Here is a 17,736-nt window from a genome sequence, read left to right on the forward strand (position 1 = left end):
AGTATGAGTAAAGAGCAAGCATATTATGTGCCACACGGTACTTACTGGCCAATTATTGGCTCAATCGGTATAGCGACCTTATTTGTTGGTTTTGCCAACCAAATGCATGGCGTATCATGGGGTGGTTCGGTAATGGCACTGGGTTTTGCAATTACTGTGTTTATGATGTTTGGCTGGTTAGGTCAGGTAGTAAATGAAAGCACTAATGGCGTTTACAATGATCAAGTAGACCGTTCATTCCGTTGGGGTATGAGTTGGTTTATCTTCTCTGAAGTGATGTTCTTTGCGGCCTTTTTTGGTGCATTGTTTTATGCGAGACAACTTTCAGTACCATGGTTAGGCGGCGCAGATAATAATATCTACACGCCAGATTTATGGAATGCATTCAGTGCCTCATGGCATCAAATGGCCTTCTTAGCGCCAGGCACAGAGTTACAATCAGGTACAGTAATGAGTTTTCCTGCGGTTCCAGATAGTGGTCTTGCAACAGCAACCCCTGCTGATGTAGTGGATCCATGGGGTTTGCCTGCATTGAATACAGCGTTACTATTGTTATCAGGCGTTACCCTAACTTTTGCTCATCACGCATTGCGTGCTGGACATCGTAATCAAATCGTTGGCTGGTTAGTGGCAACAATCGCTTTAGGCGCTGCATTCTTAGGTTTTCAAATTATGGAGTATGGTCACGCATACCATGATGGTTTGAAATTAACTTCAGGCATTTATGGCTCTACTTTCTATATGTTGACAGGTTTTCATGGTTTTCATGTAACCGTTGGTGTTATTATGTTGACAGTTATTTTATACCGTGTGCAAAAAGGTCACTTCAATGCTGACAACCATTTTGGTTTTGAAGGGGTTGCTTGGTACTGGCATTTTGTAGATGTTGTATGGTTGGGCTTATTTGTATTCGTTTATTGGCTCTAATGAGCTAATAGGAATACAGTAAAAAAAAGGCTCCTTTGTTGGGGCCTTTTTTATCAATAAAATTTAAGGAGTTGTTATGACAGAAGTGTTAATCGTTATTGTTATTATTGCTATATTGGTAGCTTTGGGCTTTGGGCTTATCGGTATGCTTAGGGGTGGGAAACAAGGCTCAGATAAAATGTTTAAATCTTTGGTAACCCGCGTGGCTTTATCCGTAATGCTGTTTATCTTTGTGATGTTTGCAGGTGCGATGGGCTGGATTAAGCCGAACGGCATGATGGTTGATGCGCCTGTCGTGCAACAACCCGTGCAGAAATAATGAAACGCAGTTTTATTCTACCTGGCGTCTTAATATCTCTAACGATATGGGGTTTGATGTCATTAGGGTTTTGGCAGTTAGACCGCGCCGATGAAAAACGCGCGATTGAACGCGCTATCACTTTAGCGGAATCAAACCCCGCGCAACTTATATCAAGTGTTGATGAATTGCTTAACAAAGAACATTACCAAGTATTGCTTAAAGGTCATTATGATAACAATAAACAATTCATTTATGACAATCAAATTGTCAACAGTACCGCAGGTTATTATGTTTTAACACCTTTTATCTTTGAAAACAAAAGCGCTATTTTGGTCAATCGAGGTTTTGTGCCTTGGTATGGAAATCGCAACAAATTGGCCAACATTAAAATTAACAATGAAACCACTATTATTCAAGTCAAATTAATTATTCCCAAAGAGCGTATTAAACTCAAGCAACAGACTGTCAATAAAAATTTCCCAATCCTAATCCAATCTTTAAATATAGAACGACTCTCACAACTTTCTGGATACCAGGTTGTGCCAATGTTGGCACAGTTAGATGTGGATGCTAAAAATGGCTTTTATCGCAAATGGCAACCCTTTTATGGCAGTGTTGACAAACACTTGGGTTACGCATTACAATGGTTTTTGATGGCGTTGGTGTTGAGTTTTATTGCTATTTATCTATTAAGGAAAAACAGTAGAAAATAATTTTGGGTCTTAACTAGTTAAGCAATTAAAAATTGCTTAAGATACTAGTTATGACAAGGAAAAATAAGTATTACAACCGCTCAAGACTTTCAGAGGCAAAATTTAGAGAGATAATTAAATATTTTTCTCTAGATTTAAGTGCCACACAAATTGCACACACAAATTTAAATTTAAATACTGTTAATAAATTTTGACACTTGTAAGAATAAGAATTTTTGAATTATCAGCCCAAGATCAACTTCAATCTGCCCCACTAGTGGGGCAGATTGAAGTTGATGAAAGTTACTTTGGCGCACGGCGCATCCGCGGGAAACGCGGTAGAGGCGCCAGAGGTAAAACAATAGTATTTGGCTTATTAAAACGAGGAGATAAGGTCTATACTCAAATTATAGAAAAGTGTGATAGAATAACGCTTCACAGTATAATAAAAGACAAAACATCAACCGATAGTATTATTAATTCTGATGGATGGCGTGGACATAATGGCTTAGTAGATTTTGGCTATAAAAAGCATTACCGTGTTCATCACGGCAAGAATGAATTTGCCAGAGGAAATTCTCATATTAACGGTATTGAATCTTTTTGGGATTATGCTAAAATTAGACTAGTAAAATTTAAAGGAATGAATAAAAAAATGTTTAAATACCACCTTAAAGAATGTGAATTTAGATTTAATAATCGCAAGCAAGATGTGTATAAAATCTTGCTTGATAATTTTCGAAAAAATCCGCTTAACTAGTTAAGACCCTAAAATAATTCTAAGCAAAGAAAAAGCCAAAAAACTCAGTGCTTTTTTCTTTTGGACTTCTTGGGCGGCATCAACTAACAGGCCTGGCGACGACATCACTTATACCAGTAATTGGCCACATGAGCCACTAATAGATAATACCCCGTCTCCAGGTACATCACCCCAAAACCTCAAACAACTTTCTAAATTTTCTCATATAGCAAACCCTAAGAAGCCCTCTTCTTTTTCTGATTCAATTTTATACTTTCTTGATACACATCCATTGGTTTTTTATATTTCAATGTTTCATGGAATCTTCGGTGGTTATAAAACTCAATATAATCATCTACATCCGTGGTTAATTCAATGATAGTTTGATATTCATTCAAATAAATCCTTTCACATTTGGCACTTCTCCAGAAGCGTTCAATGCAGATATTATCTGTGGCTCTGCCTTTGCCTCTGCCCGAGCGTAGCGACCAAATGCCCTTGGGGTGCATTGAGATAGTGATGTCTAAATCTTTTAGTCGTTTGGTGTGTATCTCACTGGTGTATTGGCTGCCTTGATCGGTATTAAATATCTCTGGGTGTGGGTACTTCTCCAAGGCATCATTAAGCACACTCATTACCAACTGTGAATCCATGGTGTTGGATATTCTGTGTGATAAAACAGCCTTGGAATGCCAATCAATAATAGCAGCCATATACACCATACCTCCCGCAATCTTAATATAGGTGATGTCTGTACTCCAAACTTGATTAGCGTGGTTAATACCAAGACCTCGAAGCTTATAACTGTATTTTTTATGTACTTTTATTGGTATGGTTGTATTGACCTGCTTAACCGCCAACACTGCTTTTAACCCTAATTCTTGACGATAACGAGCCACCGTGTTTAAACTTACCTTGTAACCATCTTCAAGTAGTTGTTTTTAGTGCCGTACTATTTTGGAACTTAGTTGGTGCTGGGTTATTTGGTTTCCTAATCAATCCGCCTATCGCGCTTTATTATATGCAAGGCTTAAATATTACTGCCAATCATGGGCATGCGGCATTATTTGGGGTTTACGGCATGCTTGGCATTGGCTTAATGTTGTATTGCATGAGAGGTTTGACCGATGTCCGTAAGTGGGATAATAAATTACTTAAAATTACTTTTTGGTCGCTTAATATTGGTTTGGCAATGATGACTTTTCTGTCATTATTGCCGCAAGGCTTATGGCAAACTTACCAAAGCATAGCCAATAGTTATGTTTCTGCTCGTTCAGTTGAATTTATGCAAAGCGACATTATGCATGCTTTAGTTTGGGCTAGAGTGCCGGGCGATACAGTCTTTGCAATCGGCGTTCTTGCTTTTGCATGGTTTGTATTTAAGGCGTTTACCGCAAGAAAATAGAGCTATCTAATGACATCGAAATCAGAGGGAATATTTAACGCAAAATCTTGTGGGTTAATTTTGGCGTTGACTTTTATATTGCTAAAGGTAATGTAAATAGTTTGGTCCAATTCGTTTTCTAATGAAATGGTGGACAGTTCTTTGCCAACAAAGCCAAAACCCAGGGGCTGTGTTTTTTGGTTGGTGAGATACCAATCAATACCGCCTTCTGAATGGCTATATTTTGGCGTATTTTTAAGGGTATTGGGTTTATTGATGAGCCAGTAAAGCGGGGTTTTGGAGAAGTCTTGGTTTTTCTGTAAAACGGTTTGTTCAAGTTCAGTGTCAATCATCCAAAGCTCATTGTTGTTAAGTAGTAATGTTTGTTCGCTTGGCTTTATAGTATGCCAGCGCAGTTGTTGTGGGCGTTGGAAGGAAAAATTTCCAGCAGTTTCGCTGATGAATATGTCGCCAGCGGTATAAACGCTTTGGGTGAAATCAGCCTTGAGCGAATTTAAGTTATTGAAATAATCAGAAAATTGCGTTTTTGCCGCTGCGCCTTCACTAAGGGCAATGTTGCCCCATAAGGCAGATATTACAATAAGAATTTTAATCATTGTCTATTGGTTCCGGTGCTAATACTTGACGATTGCCTGCACTATTCATTGTGCTAACGACGCCAGCAGACTCCATATCTTCGATGATGCGTGCAGCGCGATTGTAACCAATACGCAAGCGTCTTTGCAGCCCTGAAATTGAGGCTTTACGGGTTGAGGTGACGATTTGCACGGCTTGGTCATACAGGTCATCTTCTTCGCCGTTAGATGTGCCTCCTGTGCTTTCATGTGACTCGCTAGATTCACTGTGTGCATTGACGACGCTGTCGAGATAATTGGTCTCAGAATGCTCACGCAAAAAACCAACCACACGGGCAATTTCTTCATCGCCAACAAAGGCACCATGCACACGAACTGTGTGTGAGATGCCTGGCGTTGTATAAAGCATATCGCCCATACCGAGTAATTGTTCGGCGCCACCTTGGTCAAGAATGGTGCGAGAATCTACTTTTGAAGACACCTTGAAGGCAATGCGAGTTGGGATATTAGATTTAATCAAGCCAGTAATCACATCCACACTTGGCCGTTGAGTGGCAATGATAATATGAATACCTGCGGCGCGCGCTTTTTGTGCCAGACGGATGATAAGTGCCTCTACGCGCTTTGCCTTGGCGCGGTCCTCTTGTGCCAGTGCACCGAGCATATCGGCGTATTCATCGACCACTAACATAATGAGTGGTAATGGTTCTAATTCAGGGGCAGTTTCGCCTGCTTCGGCAGTATTTTCATTAAAAGATGGGTCTAAGAACGGCTCACCTTTTTCTTTAAAGGACTGGAGTTTTTCATTGAATCCGTCAAGATTACGCACGCCGAATTTTGCCAATAGTAAATAACGACGCTCCATCTCATTCACACACCACCACAGCGCAGCAGCAGCTTGGTTCATATCGGTGATCACTGGTGTTAGTAGGTGTGGCACATCCGCATAGCAGGACAACTCAACAATTTTGGGGTCAATCATAATTATTCGTACTTGCTCTGGCGTGGCTTTGTAAAGCACACTTAAAATCATTGCATTCAATCCAACAGATTTACCCATTCCCGTTGCACCTGCAACTAATAGATGCGGCATTTTTGCTAAATTGGCAACGATTGGATGACCATTAATATCTTTACCTAGGGCAACCGTAAGCATAGAAGCAGAATTATTAAACGCATCAGAACTTAAAATTTCTTTCAGTCCAATGATATCTCGCTCGGTGTTTGGAATCTCTAGGCCGATGACAGGTTTACCCGGAATAACATCAACAATACGAACACTTTCAACCAATAAGGCGCGTGCAAGGTCCTTGCTTAGATTCATAATCTGTGACACTTTTACACCCGCTGCCAGTGACAACTCAAACTGAGTGATAACAGGACCTGGCGTTACTGCAGTGGTGATAACATCAAAGCCGAAGTCCTTGAGTTTTTCTTCCACCTGACGCGACATATCTTCTAATTCTTTTTCAGAATAACCTTTGGAAGTGCTGTTTATCTCGTCCAGTAGCGATAAATCAGGCAATCCACTGAGGGTTTCTTTTTTGAATAAGTTAGAACTCGGAATGGCAACTTGCGTTTTTTTGGCTTTGGCTTTATTTAGTTTTATTTTTTTTGCTTTAGAAGTAGTAGCAATCTTAGCCATTCTCTTTGCTTTTGCTTGTTGTCTAGACGCTTTGAATTGTCCCAACACTGCCCCAAGTCCAGAGCCAGTAGAGCCAAAGATTTTAATCCATGAGATGCCACCAGCTATCGTTAGACTTATCATAATAATACCCAAGTAAACAAGCGCAGAGAGTGAGCCGAATAATACGCCAAAATAACCGTGTAAGAATTCACCGATCCAACCACCTGCAATCGCACCTTCGCCAGTAAAAGTTTGCGTCAATAAGGCAGAGGAAAAAGCAATAAGTAACAATACTGCGATAAATCTAATCCAAACATGACTAGATTTGTTTGGATTTTGATCAGTGCTCTTGTGAATTTTCCAGCCTAGCCAAATGAATGAAATTGGAATCACATAAGCGCCATAACCCAAAATTGATAAACCAATATCACTTAAATAAGCACCAATGACACCTGCCAAATTAATCACCGAATTGTCCAATGCAACACTACCAGACCAGGGGTTTTCTAATGAGGAGTGGCTAATCAATGCCACTAGGCTAATCAGACCAAGAACAGTCAGTGCAATAAAAATAACTTCATTAGCGGTGCGTGAACGGGATTGTTTTTTGCGTTGAGGACGAATAGGTTTGTTATTTGTTTCCAAGAATATTCCTGCTTACTTTATAATGAATGCTTAATGTGTATAAGTATATAGGATTGACGATAAAAATGCGTAAAAATAAACATTGTAAAGTATTAATTGTTGGCTCTGGTCCAGCGGGCTATTCTGCGGCAGTTTATGCGGCAAGAGCAAATCTTAACCCAGTGATGGTCAGCGGTATGGAGCAGGGCGGTCAATTAATGAGCACCACAGATGTAGATAATTGGCCCGGCGACAATGCTGGCGTACAAGGACCAGATTTAATGGCGCGTATGCAACAGCATGCTGAGCGTTTTGATACCGAAATTGTTAACGACACTATTACCGATGTTGATTTTTCATCGCACCCATTTGTGCTGAACAGCGCTGATACGACTTATAGCGCAGATGCCGTGATTATTGCCACAGGTGCAAGTGCGCGTTATTTGGGTCTAGAATCAGAAGAAGCCTTCAAAGGTAGGGGTGTGAGTGCTTGTGCAACTTGTGATGGTTTTTTCTATCGTGGGCAAAAAGTTGCTGTCATCGGTGGCGGTAACACCGCTGTTGAAGAGGCGTTATTCTTATCCAACATCGCTGATCATGTGACAATTGTTCATCGCCGAGATAAATTTTCAAGTGAGAAGATTTTGTCAGACCAATTAATTGAAAAATCAAAAACAGGCAACATCACCATCGAATACAATTATAACCTTGACGAAGTATTGGGCGACAATGCAGGCGTAACAGGATTGAGATTGAAAAATAATGACGGCAGCAGCAAAGAGATTGGCGTTCACGGCGTGTTTATTGCGATTGGACATACGCCAAACACCCGTATTTTTGAAGGCAGCGTAGCAATGAACCACGGTTATATTCAAGTGCAGAGTGGTACGCAGGGTAATGCAACACAAACCAGTGTTGAAGGTGTGTTTGCAGCAGGTGATGTAGCAGACCATATCTATCGTCAAGCCATTACCTCAGCAGGCTCTGGTTGTATGGCGGCATTAGATGCTGAAAGATTTTTAGGCGAATAGTTATTTAATGGGTATAATTATCCCTTTTTGGCCACATAGCTCAGTTGGTAGAGCAAGGGATTGAAAATCCCTGTGTCCCTAGTTCAATTCTAGGTGTGGCCACCATTTTTTCAAAAAACCCATATTTAAAATATGGGTTTTTTATTTCTAAACCCGGGACAGTGTCCTATCGCCTTGATGTCAATTCTAGGTGTGGCCACCATTTTTTAAAAAGAAAACTTGCGGAAACGCGAGTTTTTTGTTTCTAAATCCCGATAGATCTCCGAAATATTTCAATCACATAGCAAGGTTATGCTTAAGCAAACTGCTAGTGTTAAATAGCAAAAAAATGCTTGATAAAATCAACAGGATGAAAAAACTATATAATAAATTTGTAATATTATAAAAATATGATATAATTATTGGCGTGTCATCATTCTCCCCCAAGAATTTATCCTCTCCTCAAAGTAGATAATAAGTGGTGGCACATTCATTCAAGACGCTATTAGCCATTCGGTTAATAGCGTTTTTTTATTCCACTACGGTTTAAAACTGGGTGTTTTACTTCTGAGTGAAATTAATGTAGCATGTCGGTAGAGATGTAATCTTGCTTGGAAGGCTGCAAGGTTTCTTGGATAAGCAGCGTGCCCATACGCACAAATTCGATGATTTCGCTAAGGTCGTTGGCATTTTCTTCATTGTCTAAAACATCGCCGTTAAGTTGTGAGATTTCGCTGAAATCTTTCATCATTTCTAAGACATCTTCATCGTGGGTAGAGATTTTTTGTAAGCCTAAGCCGACTAAAAACCCCTGGCACCATTGAATTAGCGTATCAGCCTGTTCCCTCAAAGTGCAGTTTTCATCGGCAATCAATAATTGAAAATTCAGCGTCGCATCATTGAGTTGTGAAAGTGTGGTGTTATAGACTTGTGCCAATTTTTCGTGGGCTTCTTTTTCGTTTAGATTGTTAAGATCAATGCTGACTAGCACTTCGTTGAGCCAATCGTCCAGCGTAACGCCAGGTCTAACGCAAGAAAATCCACACAAAATTCCATGGGCACTGGCAATCGTATCGTCAGTATTGAGTTTATGCAGGATGTCTTTTACATCATCATAGTTAATGATATTAACTTCCATTTCTATCATGATTTTCCTGCCAAAATTTCCATCACAGCCATCCGCACCGCAATACCATTGGTAACTTGTTGTAGAATGACTGATTGCTCGCCATCAGCAACCGATGAGTCGATTTCCACACCACGATTAATCGGGCCGGGGTGCATGACAATCGCACCAGGTTTTGCCAATGCCAAGCGTTCAAAGGTCAAACCGTAGTTGTCAAAATATTCCTGTTCATTTGGAATATCCGCCTCCATCATCCGTTCTTTTTGCAAACGCAATACCATAATAACATCGCAATCTTTTAACCCTGTTTCAATATCAGTAAAGCATTTAATGGTATCACAATTTTTAGATTCATATTGCAAACCTTCTGGTGCAATGAGGCGAATGTCTTTCGTACCTAAAGTTTTCAGCGCTTGAATGCCAGAATGCGCCACGCGAGAATGTAAAATATCACCCACAATTGCCACTGATAAACTCTCAAAATTTTTCTTATATTGGCGAATGGTCAACATATCCAATAACGCCTGTGTCGGGTGGGCGTTGATGCCATCGCCGGCATTCAAAATTGCTACATTGCCAATATTCTCAGCCACATAATGAGGCAAGCCGCTTTGCTTATGGCGAATGACGAACATATCAATTTGCATGGCTTTTAGCGTGTGCATTGTGTCGAGCAAGGATTCGTTTTTCTTCGTCGCAGAGTTCGCTAAATCAACATTGATAATATTTGCACTGGTGCGTTTTCCTGCGATTTCAAAGGTATTTCTGGTACGCGTGGAAGGCTCAAAAAACAAATTAGCGACACTCATATCGTCCAATGCTTTGGATTTTTTTAGATTACCTTGTGCATCAAGCAAGTCATCAGCGACATCAAGAATATGGGTTAAATGTTGTTTGGATAGCCCTTCAAGACCCAATAAGTGAACCAACTTGCCAGAAGCATTTAGTTGAATATCGTTGCTAATCAAGTCTTTTTTCATTAGTTTTTATTGTTTAGAGGTTTTCTTCAAGCCAAGTTTGCAAAATCAATTCTGCAGATAATTTATCCACAGTACCTCGATTTGCGTTTGGATGATAATGGTTGTATTTTAATTGTTTTTTAGCATCAGAGGAGGACAAATACTCATCAATAAAAACCGTCTCAATCTTATATCTCGCTGTTAATTTTCGCCCAAAAGACTTTGCAATGAAAGTCATTTCCTGCTCTTTCCCGTCTTTATCAAAAGGCAAACCGACCACAAATAAATCCACATTATGGGCATTCACAATCTCATCAAACCCTTTAAAATTAGTAGAACCGTCTTTGTGGTTCGTAACCACGCTAATGCCTTTTGCACTTTGTGTCAAACTGTTTGCAATTGCCACCCCCGTGCGTTTTGTCCCCACATCAAAACCTAAGTAGGTCTTAATGTTCACAATTTTTGTAACAATTGATATCCAACATATCCATCCACAGGCAAGCCATTCTCTTGCTGATATGCACGCACTGCTCCGCGTGTTTTTGGCCCTGGAATGCCATCAGGTTTCCCCGTGTCAAAGCCCAATGTATTGAGTTTAGTTTGAATGGCTTGAATGTCTTCTCGACGCAACGACGGCTCCGCAATCGGCAGTGCAATCAGTGCTGATTTTCCCATGATGCGGTCCGCCAAATGCCCGACCGATAAGGCGTACAAAATAGAGCGATTCCACCTTAAAATTGTACGGAAATTACGATACACCAAAAAAGCAGGGCCTTGATACCCCATCGGCAATAGCAATGATGCCATTTGCGATGGATTAGAAAATGCTTGCCCATCAGTACGAGTAACGCCTAGTTTTTGCCACGCTTGTACCGTTTTTTTAGTCTTTAAATTCGCCAATGAAAACTCAAAATTCTTAGCCACTTTTACTTCTTCGCCCCAGCGTTCACCTTGTCGCCAGCCGATATTTTTGAGAAAATTAGACCCTGTGTAAAAGATATCGGCTTTACTACCCCCCCACAAGTCCAACTTCCCATCTTTGTCCTTATCTATCGCATATGCCTGTACATTGCTCGGCATAAATTGCAGATTACCCATTGCTCCCGCCCAAGAGCCCTCAACGGTAAGTGGTAATTTTCCCAGGTCAATCAGTTGCAACAAAACCAACAATTCGCCCGTAAAAAATGCCCGACGACGCTTATCAAAGCTCAGTGTTGCCAGTGAACGCACCAAATTCATCTTGCCCACATGCCGTCCATAGTTGGTTTCCAACCCCCAAAACGCCACCAAAACTGATGGGGGGACGCCATATTTTTTATAAACACGATTGAGCAATTCTTGGTTTTCTTGAAGTTTAATTCTACCTTTTTGCAGGCGATTATCGCTGACTCTAGAATTTATATAACGCCAAAAATTCAGGGTAAATTCTGCCTGATTACGGTCATATTTAATGATTCTAGGATCGGGCGTTAGCCCTGTAAAAGCACGGTCTAATGTCGCCGATGAAACGCCTTTTTTCATCGCCGTTACGCGCAGCGTATTTAAGAATTGTTGAAAACTTTGTGTATTTTCGGTGTGCAGGGTATCATTGATTTTTGTGTTGCCCATTGTTGCCGTGGCGCACGCTGAAATCGCAAAGGTAAAAACAAGTATGAATCGAAACATAATAAAATTATACCTTATCATTGCCACTCTTTTGACACTTGGCGCCTGTGGTAAAAGTGAACAAGTGCATACTTTTTCAGGTGCCACAATGGGCACTACCTACACCGTCAAAATCGCCGATGACACAACCATTACCCAACAACAAATCAACAGCAGACTCAAACAACTCAATAAAATATTCTCCACATGGGATGCCGAATCTGAATTATCTTTACTTAATAGGATGCCTGCTAATCATTGGATTCCAGTTTCCGATGAGTTATTTTATGTGCTAAAAACTGCCAAGCAAATCTACCGAAAAACCCATGGATATTTTGACCCCGGTGCAGGCCGTTTAATTGATATTTGGGGTTTTGGCGTCAAAAAAGTCATTCAAAAGCCCAGCCGATTGATGCTCCAAAATGCATTTCGCAACAGCTCTATCCGCCACCTAATGTTCCGAGACAGACAAGACAAAGCCGTTATCAAAACTAAAGACATTCACATCAACCTCTCTGCCATCGCCAAAGGCTATGCTGTGGATCAAATTGCCAAACTTCTCAACGCTCAAAATTATCTTGTAGAAATTGGCGGAGAAGTTCGTGCCCAAGGTGTTAAACATAATGCTCCATGGACAATTGCTATTGAACACCCCAACAACACGACCCCAATCCCAATCACCCTTGTCAACCAATCCATTGCCACTTCTGGCAATTATCGTAACTTTTTCATTTGGAAGGGTAAGCGTTATATGCATATCCTTAATCCTCTCACTGGACTCCCTGCCGATACTGACCTATCCTCCGTTAGTGTTCTCCATCCTAGTGCTATGCTTGCCGATGCCTACGCCACTACCCTTATGGCAATCGGTAGTCGCAATGCTACCGCCTTAGCAAAAATACTAGGTTTAAAAGCAATCCTAATTTTGAATCAAGCCGCCAACTTCAGAGTGATCGAAATTAATTGATTTTGCGCTAAAATTACCTTTGCCACTTGAAATCTTTGACCCCAGTCAAGGACCCCCTCTAATAATTTTATCGCTGACACAACTGAATATCAAGTATTATGCTAGAAAAAATATTATCAAGCGTTTTATGAAGCCATTAGCAGAAAAATTACGACCGCAAAATTTGGATGAATTCTTTGGGCAGAGGCATTTGCTAGATGAAGACTGTCCGTTGAGGCAGGGACTGGAGAAGGGGCAGTTACATTCGATGATTTTGTGGGGTCCATCGGGGACGGGAAAAACCACTTTAGCGCGGATTATTGCAGGGTATGTGGAGGGGCATTTTGCACAGATTAGTGCGGTGTTGGATGGGGTGAAGGAACTGCGGGCGGTGATTGAGGATGCTAAGAAATTCCAGAACATTGGGCAAAAAACGGTGTTATTTGTAGATGAAATTCATCGGTTTAACAAGGCACAACAGGACGGCTTTCTACCGCATATTGAGTCGGGATTGATTACGCTGATTGGGGCAACGACTGAAAATCCATCGTTTGAACTTAATCGTGCTTTATTGTCACGGATGAGTGTGTATGTGTTGAAGGTGTTGAGTGCGGAGGAGTTGGCACAGATTTTGCAACGGGCATTGGCGCACGAGGGTTTGGAGGCGATGGATGGGGAAGCGCGGGCGCTGGTGATTAAGGTGAGTGGGGGTGATGCACGGCGCTTGATTAATATTGTAGAACAGGTGGCGTTGGCAAAATTGGCAGTACTGGATAAAGTATCGATGGGGGTGTTGTTGCAGGAAAAAATCAATGCATTTGATAAAGGTGGGGATATTTTTTATCAGCAACTCTCGGCGTTTCACAAATCGGTGCGGGGGTCGTCGCCAGATGGCGCGTTGTATTGGATGGCGCGGATGTTGGTGGCTGGGTGCGATACAAAGACGATTGCGAGACGATTGTTGGCGATTGCATCGGAGGATATTGGTAATGCCGACCCACGAGCTTTGGAAATTACCCTGAATGCTTGGCAGATTTTTGAACGAGTGGGCGCGAAAGAGGGTAATCGGGCGATTGCACAGGCGGCAGTTTATTGTGCGGTAGCACCGAAATCAAATGCAATTTACAAGGCTTTTAATCAAGCGATGAGTGCAGCGCGGGAAAGTTCAGATTTGGCAGTGCCGAAGCATTTGTGTAATGCACCGACTGGGTTAATGGATGAATTGGGATATGGCGAGGGGTATCGGTATGCACATGATGAGGTAGACGGGTTTGCTAAGGGGCAAAGTTATTTTCCTAAGGAGATGGGAGAACAGATTTATTATGAACCTGTTGATAGAGGTTTAGAAATTAAGATTAGTGATAAATTAAAACAATTAAGGAGTGAAAAATGACATTTTTTCCAACAGTTTTAGCCATTGGCGTGGGGGCGACGATTGGCGCAAGTATGCGTTATTATTTAACAGTATTCATTAATTCTATTTTTGGGCATGGGTTTCCTTATGGGACTTTGAGTGCGAATGTGTTGGGGTCATTTTTGGCGGGTATTTTTGTGGTAATTATTTTAGAAAAAGCGATGTTAAATGAGGTATATCGGTTGTTGTTACTAGTGGGGTTGACGGGGTCATTGACGACGATGTCAACACTGTCATGGGAATCGGTGGAGATGATTAGTATGGGGCATTACGAGCAGGCGGGATTGAATATTTTGTTGAATATTGTGTTGTCGTTGTCGGCTGTAGGTGTGGGGGTTGTGTTGGCGCGTTATTTGCTTGGGCAATAAAAAATGGTATAAAGTATACAGGGTACTATATATGTACACTATGAAAAATAATGAAGACAATGGCGTCAGCACACGCCAACAAATATTGATGCACATTTTGATATCAATCGACAAATGGTACATCGCCACTTGAAAAAACTTGTTGAAGTGGGGAAGATTCAAAAAATTGGTTCTGCGCCGAAAGTTTTTTATGCGACGATTAGCAGGGACATGACGCATTTAGATTATCAACTTGATACTGAGACGCAAGAAATTGTTGATAAGAATTTTTTCTTTATTGAGCCGACAGGTGTGGAGTTGTCGGGCATAGATGGGTTTGAAAAGTGGTGTGGGAAACGGGATTTTGATGTTACCCAGAAAGCCAAGGAATTTAACAAAATTCATCAGAAATATCAAAAACAAAAGCACAATGATTTGCTAGATGCCAGCGTGAAAATGCGTAAGACTTTTGGCGTGGGTTGTTGTGTGGACCGATTATTTTATTTTGATTTTTATGCGGTGGAGATTTTTGGTAAAACTCGAATGGGGCAAAAATTACTGCATGCGAAACAAGGGCAAAATAAGGCAAAGATAAAAGAGATTGCAATTTTGGTTAAATCGTCGATTGTTGAAATAATTGTCCATCATCATATTGACTCTGTGGTTTTCGTACCGCCAACGGTGCCAAGGGCAGTGCAGTTTATGAAAGTATTGGAAACTGAGTTGGCACTAAGTATTGCAAAGGTCAATGTGATTAAGGTAATTGGTGATATTCGTGTGCCACAAAAAACCTTGAAAAAATTGGCAGACCGTGTGGAAAATGCACAGCATACTTTTATGGTTGACAATATGGCAAAGTTTAAAACCACGCTGATTATTGATGATGCAGTAGGCTCTGGTGCGAGCATTAATCAGATTGCTTGTAAATTAAAGCACGCAAAACATACGAATAAAGTGATTGGTTTTGCGATTACGGGCAGTTTGCATGATTTTGAAGTTATTTCTGAAGTCTGATTTTTTCAATCGCATCAAACAACACGCCAGCAATATTTAAATTAAATTGCTTGTCAAGCTCACGGATACAGGTTGGACTAGTCACATTGATTTCGGTAATGTAGTCGCCGATAACATCAAGGCCGACGAACACTAAACCTTTTTGTTTGAGCGTTGGGGCAATTTGTTCACACAGGTAATAGTCGCGTTTACTTAAGGGTTGCCCAATGCCTATTGCGCCAGCAGCGAGGTTGCCTTTGAAGTTTCCCTTGGCAGGTATTCTTGCTAGGGCGTAATCAATCGGTTTGCCATCAATTAGCAAAATTCGTTTATCTCCCTTGGCAATTTCAGGCAAAAACGCTTGCACCATGATTGGAGATTTTCCGTTGTTGGTGAGGCGATTTAGGGTGGTATCTATTGCTGTATCTCTAGCATTAAATTTGAAAATATCACGACCACCCATGCCATCTAAAGGTTTTACTACGGCGGTTTTTTGGGTGTTAATAAAGATTTTTATTTGTGATTGATTAGCAGTGACCAAGGTTTCGGGCATACAATGAGGGAAGTTTAGAGCGAATAATTTTTCGTTAGCATCGCGTAAGGACTGGGGTTTGTTGATGATTAAGCTGCCTTGTTTTTCTGCTTGCTCTAAAAAATAGGTGGCATAGATATAGTCCATATCAAATGGTGGATCTTTACGCATTAAGATGACATCGAAATCGACCCTGTAAACCAGATTGTGTAAACCCTCATATTTTATAATCCCTAAAAAGGAGAAAAAACATGAGTAACGCAACACTAAGAAAAAACCAAAAGAACCAACTGAACAACACAGGCATTAACCAACAAAAACTCCGTGCTTTTGCTGGTGAGCTTGCCAAAGACATCCACACCCAAGATGACTTGGCAGACTTGTCTGCATCATTGGTTAAGATGACCATAGAAGCGGCACTTGGTGCTGAGATGGAACATCACCTTGGCTATCCAAAATATGGACAAAATGGCAATGAATCTAATGCCAGTAATAACGCTCGCAATGGCTACTACTCTAAAATTGTTAAAGGTAATCATGGCGAAGTTGAACTTGCTATTCCAAGGGATCGCAATGCTAACTTTGAGCCTGCTATCATTGAGAAGGGTCAAACCAGATTAGGCGCTTTTGATAATCAAATATTAAGCCTGTATGCCAAAGGCATGAGCACCCGTGATATTGTCACAACCTTTAAAGAGATGTATGACGCTGACATCTCAGCAACGTTGGTGTCCAATGTAACACAAGCGGTTATTACTCAAGCCACAGAGTGGCGTAATCGTCCATTGGATGAGATTTACCCCATTGTTTATTTAGACGGTATTGTCATTAAAGTTAGGCAAGATAAACAAATCATTAAAAAGACCATGTACATTGCCCTAGGCGTTAATCTTGAGGGTAAAAAAGAATGTCTTGGCTTATGGTTGTCCAAAAATGAATCTTCTAAGTTCTGGTTGGGCGTTCTTAACGATATTGCTAATCGTGGCGTAAAAGACATTCTGATCGCCTCAGTCGATGGGTTAACGGGATTCCCCGAAGCTATTAATGCCGTGTTCCCACAGGCTGATGTACAACTGTGTATTGTTCATATGGTTCGCAACTCGCTTAAATATGTGGGCTATAAGGAACGTAAGAATGTTGCTAGTGATTTAAAGCAAATCTATCAGTCTATTACTGAAGAAGAAGCTTTATTGGCGTTAGATGAGTTTGAGTATAAATGGGATACGCAGTTCCCAAGTATCGCCAAATCGTGGCGACGAAATTGGGATAATGTTGCTACTCTATTTGCTTATCCTGAGGCAATCAGAAAGGCAATCTATACCACTAATGCCATTGAATCCTTAAACTCAGTGATTAGAAAATCTATCAAAAACAGAAAGATTTTTAATCATGATAACTCTGCTTTTAAAGTGGTCTTTTTAGCCATTGAAGCAGCCAGTAAGAAATGGACAATGCCAATACGAAATTGGTCACAAGCAATGAATCAGTTTATAATCCTACATGAGGATAGATTAAAGGATTATGTCTGATTTTTGAAAGAGGTGTTTACACAATCTGGTTTACAGGGTCTCGAAATCCCCGAGGGGGATTTTTTTTACGGGCTGCTTTTCAAACCAATGGTCTAAATTATCAAAAACACTTGTTTTTGAGGCGTTTGCGTAAACAACTTCTTTTTCTGCAAATAAATCAAAGCTGTCAAAGGTATAAATGGCGTGTGAACGACGCGTAGCCTCTAACATCATAGCTAGTGAAGTGTCTTTTTTCGGATTGATATCGGCAATATCATCCATTAATACAGCGATTTTCATACATATATTATATCCCTATCTTTGGATTAGAGAAAAAGCAAAAAAAAACACGATTATTTTCTGTGTA

18 protein-coding genes, 1 tRNA gene and 3 pseudogenes are annotated in these 17,736 nt (G+C 40.8%); 13 read left to right on the top strand and 9 right to left on the bottom strand.

What is annotated here, in order from left to right:
* Positions 1-3: 3 nt before the first annotated feature.
* The 5 genes and pseudogenes from BSEPE_RS00235 to BSEPE_RS08240 form a co-directional block, all read left to right on the top strand.
* Positions 4-927, top strand: a complete 924-nt coding sequence (locus tag BSEPE_RS00235; RefSeq protein ID WP_066042345.1) for a cytochrome c oxidase subunit 3 — start codon at positions 4-6, stop codon at positions 925-927.
* Positions 928-1,003: 76 nt separating this feature from the next.
* Positions 1,004-1,246 carry a twin transmembrane helix small protein gene (locus BSEPE_RS00240; RefSeq protein ID WP_066042347.1) on the top strand — a complete coding sequence of 81 codons (243 nt, stop codon included), beginning with the start codon at positions 1,004-1,006 and terminating at the stop codon, positions 1,244-1,246.
* A 56-nt stretch (positions 1,247-1,302) separates the two neighbouring features.
* A complete protein-coding gene (locus BSEPE_RS00245) occupies positions 1,303-1,941 on the top strand; it encodes an SURF1 family protein (RefSeq protein ID WP_231893501.1) in 639 nt (212 codons plus the stop codon).
* A 50-nt stretch (positions 1,942-1,991) separates the two neighbouring features.
* A pseudogene (locus BSEPE_RS00250) lies at positions 1,992-2,680 on the top strand (IS1595 family transposase).
* 19 nt (positions 2,681-2,699) lie between these two features.
* Positions 2,700-2,837: pseudogene (locus BSEPE_RS08240) on the top strand (hypothetical protein); the annotation flags it as partial.
* Positions 2,838-2,895: 58 nt separating this feature from the next.
* Here the strand turns inward: BSEPE_RS08240 and BSEPE_RS00255 are convergent.
* Positions 2,896-3,558 carry an IS3 family transposase gene (locus BSEPE_RS00255; protein WP_066042352.1) on the bottom strand — a complete coding sequence of 221 codons (663 nt, stop codon included), beginning with the start codon at positions 3,556-3,558 and terminating at the stop codon, positions 2,896-2,898.
* Positions 3,559-3,599: 41 nt separating this feature from the next.
* Between BSEPE_RS00255 and BSEPE_RS00260 the strand changes: the two are divergent.
* A pseudogene (locus BSEPE_RS00260) lies at positions 3,600-4,064 on the top strand (cbb3-type cytochrome c oxidase subunit I); the annotation flags it as partial.
* A 2-nt stretch (positions 4,065-4,066) separates the two neighbouring features.
* Here BSEPE_RS00260 and BSEPE_RS00265 read toward each other — a convergent pair.
* Both BSEPE_RS00265 and BSEPE_RS00270 read right to left on the bottom strand, forming a co-directional pair.
* Positions 4,067-4,660, bottom strand: a complete 594-nt coding sequence (locus tag BSEPE_RS00265) for a LolA family protein (protein ID WP_066042358.1) — start codon at positions 4,658-4,660, stop codon at positions 4,067-4,069.
* The gene (locus BSEPE_RS00270) at positions 4,653-6,911 is read right to left on the bottom strand and encodes a DNA translocase FtsK (RefSeq protein WP_066042361.1); all 2,259 of its coding nucleotides are present in this window, start codon (positions 6,909-6,911) and stop codon (positions 4,653-4,655) included. The genes BSEPE_RS00265 and BSEPE_RS00270 overlap by 8 nt, the downstream gene beginning before the upstream one ends.
* A 65-nt stretch (positions 6,912-6,976) precedes the next feature.
* On the opposite strand from BSEPE_RS00270, the gene trxB reads away from it, so the two are divergent.
* Both trxB and BSEPE_RS00280 read left to right on the top strand, forming a co-directional pair.
* Positions 6,977-7,921 (top strand): thioredoxin-disulfide reductase, encoded by a 945-nt coding sequence (trxB, locus tag BSEPE_RS00275; protein WP_066042364.1) that lies wholly within the window; start codon positions 6,977-6,979, stop codon positions 7,919-7,921.
* Between the two features lie 29 nt (positions 7,922-7,950).
* Positions 7,951-8,026 (top strand) — tRNA-Phe (locus BSEPE_RS00280).
* A 451-nt stretch (positions 8,027-8,477) separates the two neighbouring features.
* On the opposite strand, the gene BSEPE_RS00285 is transcribed toward BSEPE_RS00280, so the two are convergent.
* From BSEPE_RS00285 to BSEPE_RS00300, 4 genes are read right to left on the bottom strand one after another with little or no spacing between them, the layout of a single operon-like run.
* Positions 8,478-9,047, bottom strand: a complete 570-nt coding sequence (locus tag BSEPE_RS00285) for a UPF0149 family protein (RefSeq protein WP_231893502.1) — start codon at positions 9,045-9,047, stop codon at positions 8,478-8,480.
* The gene (locus tag BSEPE_RS00290) at positions 9,044-10,006 is read right to left on the bottom strand and encodes an aspartate carbamoyltransferase catalytic subunit (RefSeq protein WP_066042366.1); all 963 of its coding nucleotides are present in this window, start codon (positions 10,004-10,006) and stop codon (positions 9,044-9,046) included. The genes BSEPE_RS00285 and BSEPE_RS00290 overlap by 4 nt, the downstream gene beginning before the upstream one ends.
* 13 nt (positions 10,007-10,019) lie before the next feature.
* Entirely contained in the window at positions 10,020-10,442 is a 423-nt protein-coding gene (gene ruvX, locus BSEPE_RS00295; protein ID WP_066042369.1) for a Holliday junction resolvase RuvX, read from the bottom strand.
* Positions 10,439-11,650: a lytic murein transglycosylase gene (locus tag BSEPE_RS00300; protein ID WP_083502934.1), complete on the bottom strand. Its 1,212-nt coding sequence runs from the start codon at positions 11,648-11,650 to the stop codon at positions 10,439-10,441. The genes ruvX and BSEPE_RS00300 overlap by 4 nt, the downstream gene beginning before the upstream one ends.
* On the opposite strand from BSEPE_RS00300, the gene BSEPE_RS00305 reads away from it, so the two are divergent.
* From BSEPE_RS00305 to BSEPE_RS00320, 4 genes are all read left to right on the top strand, one after another.
* Entirely contained in the window at positions 11,637-12,596 is a 960-nt protein-coding gene (locus BSEPE_RS00305; RefSeq protein WP_083502935.1) for an FAD:protein FMN transferase, read from the top strand. The two genes, BSEPE_RS00300 and BSEPE_RS00305, sit on opposite strands and share 14 nt — an antisense overlap.
* 127 nt (positions 12,597-12,723) lie before the next feature.
* Positions 12,724-13,968 (top strand): replication-associated recombination protein A, encoded by a 1,245-nt coding sequence (locus BSEPE_RS00310; protein ID WP_066042372.1) that lies wholly within the window; start codon positions 12,724-12,726, stop codon positions 13,966-13,968.
* The gene (gene crcB, locus BSEPE_RS00315) at positions 13,965-14,357 is read left to right on the top strand and encodes a fluoride efflux transporter CrcB (protein ID WP_066042375.1); all 393 of its coding nucleotides are present in this window, start codon (positions 13,965-13,967) and stop codon (positions 14,355-14,357) included. The genes BSEPE_RS00310 and crcB overlap by 4 nt, the downstream gene beginning before the upstream one ends.
* A gap of 129 nt (positions 14,358-14,486) precedes the next feature.
* Entirely contained in the window at positions 14,487-15,350 is an 864-nt protein-coding gene (locus tag BSEPE_RS00320; RefSeq protein WP_162262070.1) for a hypothetical protein, read from the top strand.
* Here the strand turns inward: BSEPE_RS00320 and gshB are convergent.
* Positions 15,334-16,032 (bottom strand): glutathione synthase, encoded by a 699-nt coding sequence (gshB, locus tag BSEPE_RS00325; RefSeq protein ID WP_083502936.1) that lies wholly within the window; start codon positions 16,030-16,032, stop codon positions 15,334-15,336. The genes BSEPE_RS00320 and gshB overlap by 17 nt on opposite strands.
* 134 nt (positions 16,033-16,166) lie before the next feature.
* Here gshB and BSEPE_RS00330 point away from each other — a divergent pair, with 134 nt between their 5' ends.
* Positions 16,167-17,390, top strand: a complete 1,224-nt coding sequence (locus BSEPE_RS00330; protein WP_066045958.1) for an IS256 family transposase — start codon at positions 16,167-16,169, stop codon at positions 17,388-17,390.
* A gap of 30 nt (positions 17,391-17,420) precedes the next feature.
* On the opposite strand, the gene BSEPE_RS00335 is transcribed toward BSEPE_RS00330, so the two are convergent.
* Positions 17,421-17,669 (bottom strand): hypothetical protein, encoded by a 249-nt coding sequence (locus BSEPE_RS00335; protein WP_066042381.1) that lies wholly within the window; start codon positions 17,667-17,669, stop codon positions 17,421-17,423.
* Positions 17,670-17,736 lie beyond the last annotated feature (67 nt).

It is taken from the genome of endosymbiont of Bathymodiolus septemdierum str. Myojin knoll (assembly GCF_001547755.1).
Classification (GTDB): domain Bacteria; phylum Pseudomonadota; class Gammaproteobacteria; order PS1; family Pseudothioglobaceae; genus Thiodubiliella.

Excerpts from the sequence above, each read along its gene's own strand:
- BSEPE_RS00245 (WP_231893501.1), top strand. The coding sequence starts at position 1,303 with ATGTCATTAGGGTTTTGGCAGTTAGACCGCGCCGATGAAAAACGCGCG.
- trxB (WP_066042364.1), top strand. The coding sequence starts at position 6,977 with ATGCGTAAAAATAAACATTGTAAAGTATTAATTGTTGGCTCTGGTCCA.
- BSEPE_RS00235 (WP_066042345.1), top strand. The coding sequence starts at position 4 with ATGAGTAAAGAGCAAGCATATTATGTGCCACACGGTACTTACTGGCCA.
- BSEPE_RS00285 (WP_231893502.1), bottom strand. The coding sequence starts at position 9,047 with ATGATAGAAATGGAAGTTAATATCATTAACTATGATGATGTAAAAGAC.
- BSEPE_RS00290 (WP_066042366.1), bottom strand. The coding sequence starts at position 10,006 with ATGAAAAAAGACTTGATTAGCAACGATATTCAACTAAATGCTTCTGGC.
- BSEPE_RS00310 (WP_066042372.1), top strand. The coding sequence starts at position 12,724 with ATGAAGCCATTAGCAGAAAAATTACGACCGCAAAATTTGGATGAATTC.
- BSEPE_RS00240 (WP_066042347.1), top strand. The coding sequence starts at position 1,004 with ATGACAGAAGTGTTAATCGTTATTGTTATTATTGCTATATTGGTAGCT.
- BSEPE_RS00335 (WP_066042381.1), bottom strand. The coding sequence starts at position 17,669 with ATGAAAATCGCTGTATTAATGGATGATATTGCCGATATCAATCCGAAA.
- crcB (WP_066042375.1), top strand. The coding sequence starts at position 13,965 with ATGACATTTTTTCCAACAGTTTTAGCCATTGGCGTGGGGGCGACGATT.
- BSEPE_RS00265 (WP_066042358.1), bottom strand. The coding sequence starts at position 4,660 with ATGATTAAAATTCTTATTGTAATATCTGCCTTATGGGGCAACATTGCC.
- BSEPE_RS00305 (WP_083502935.1), top strand. The coding sequence starts at position 11,637 with ATGAATCGAAACATAATAAAATTATACCTTATCATTGCCACTCTTTTG.
- gshB (WP_083502936.1), bottom strand. The coding sequence starts at position 16,032 with ATGCGTAAAGATCCACCATTTGATATGGACTATATCTATGCCACCTAT.
- BSEPE_RS00300 (WP_083502934.1), bottom strand. The coding sequence starts at position 11,650 with ATGTTTCGATTCATACTTGTTTTTACCTTTGCGATTTCAGCGTGCGCC.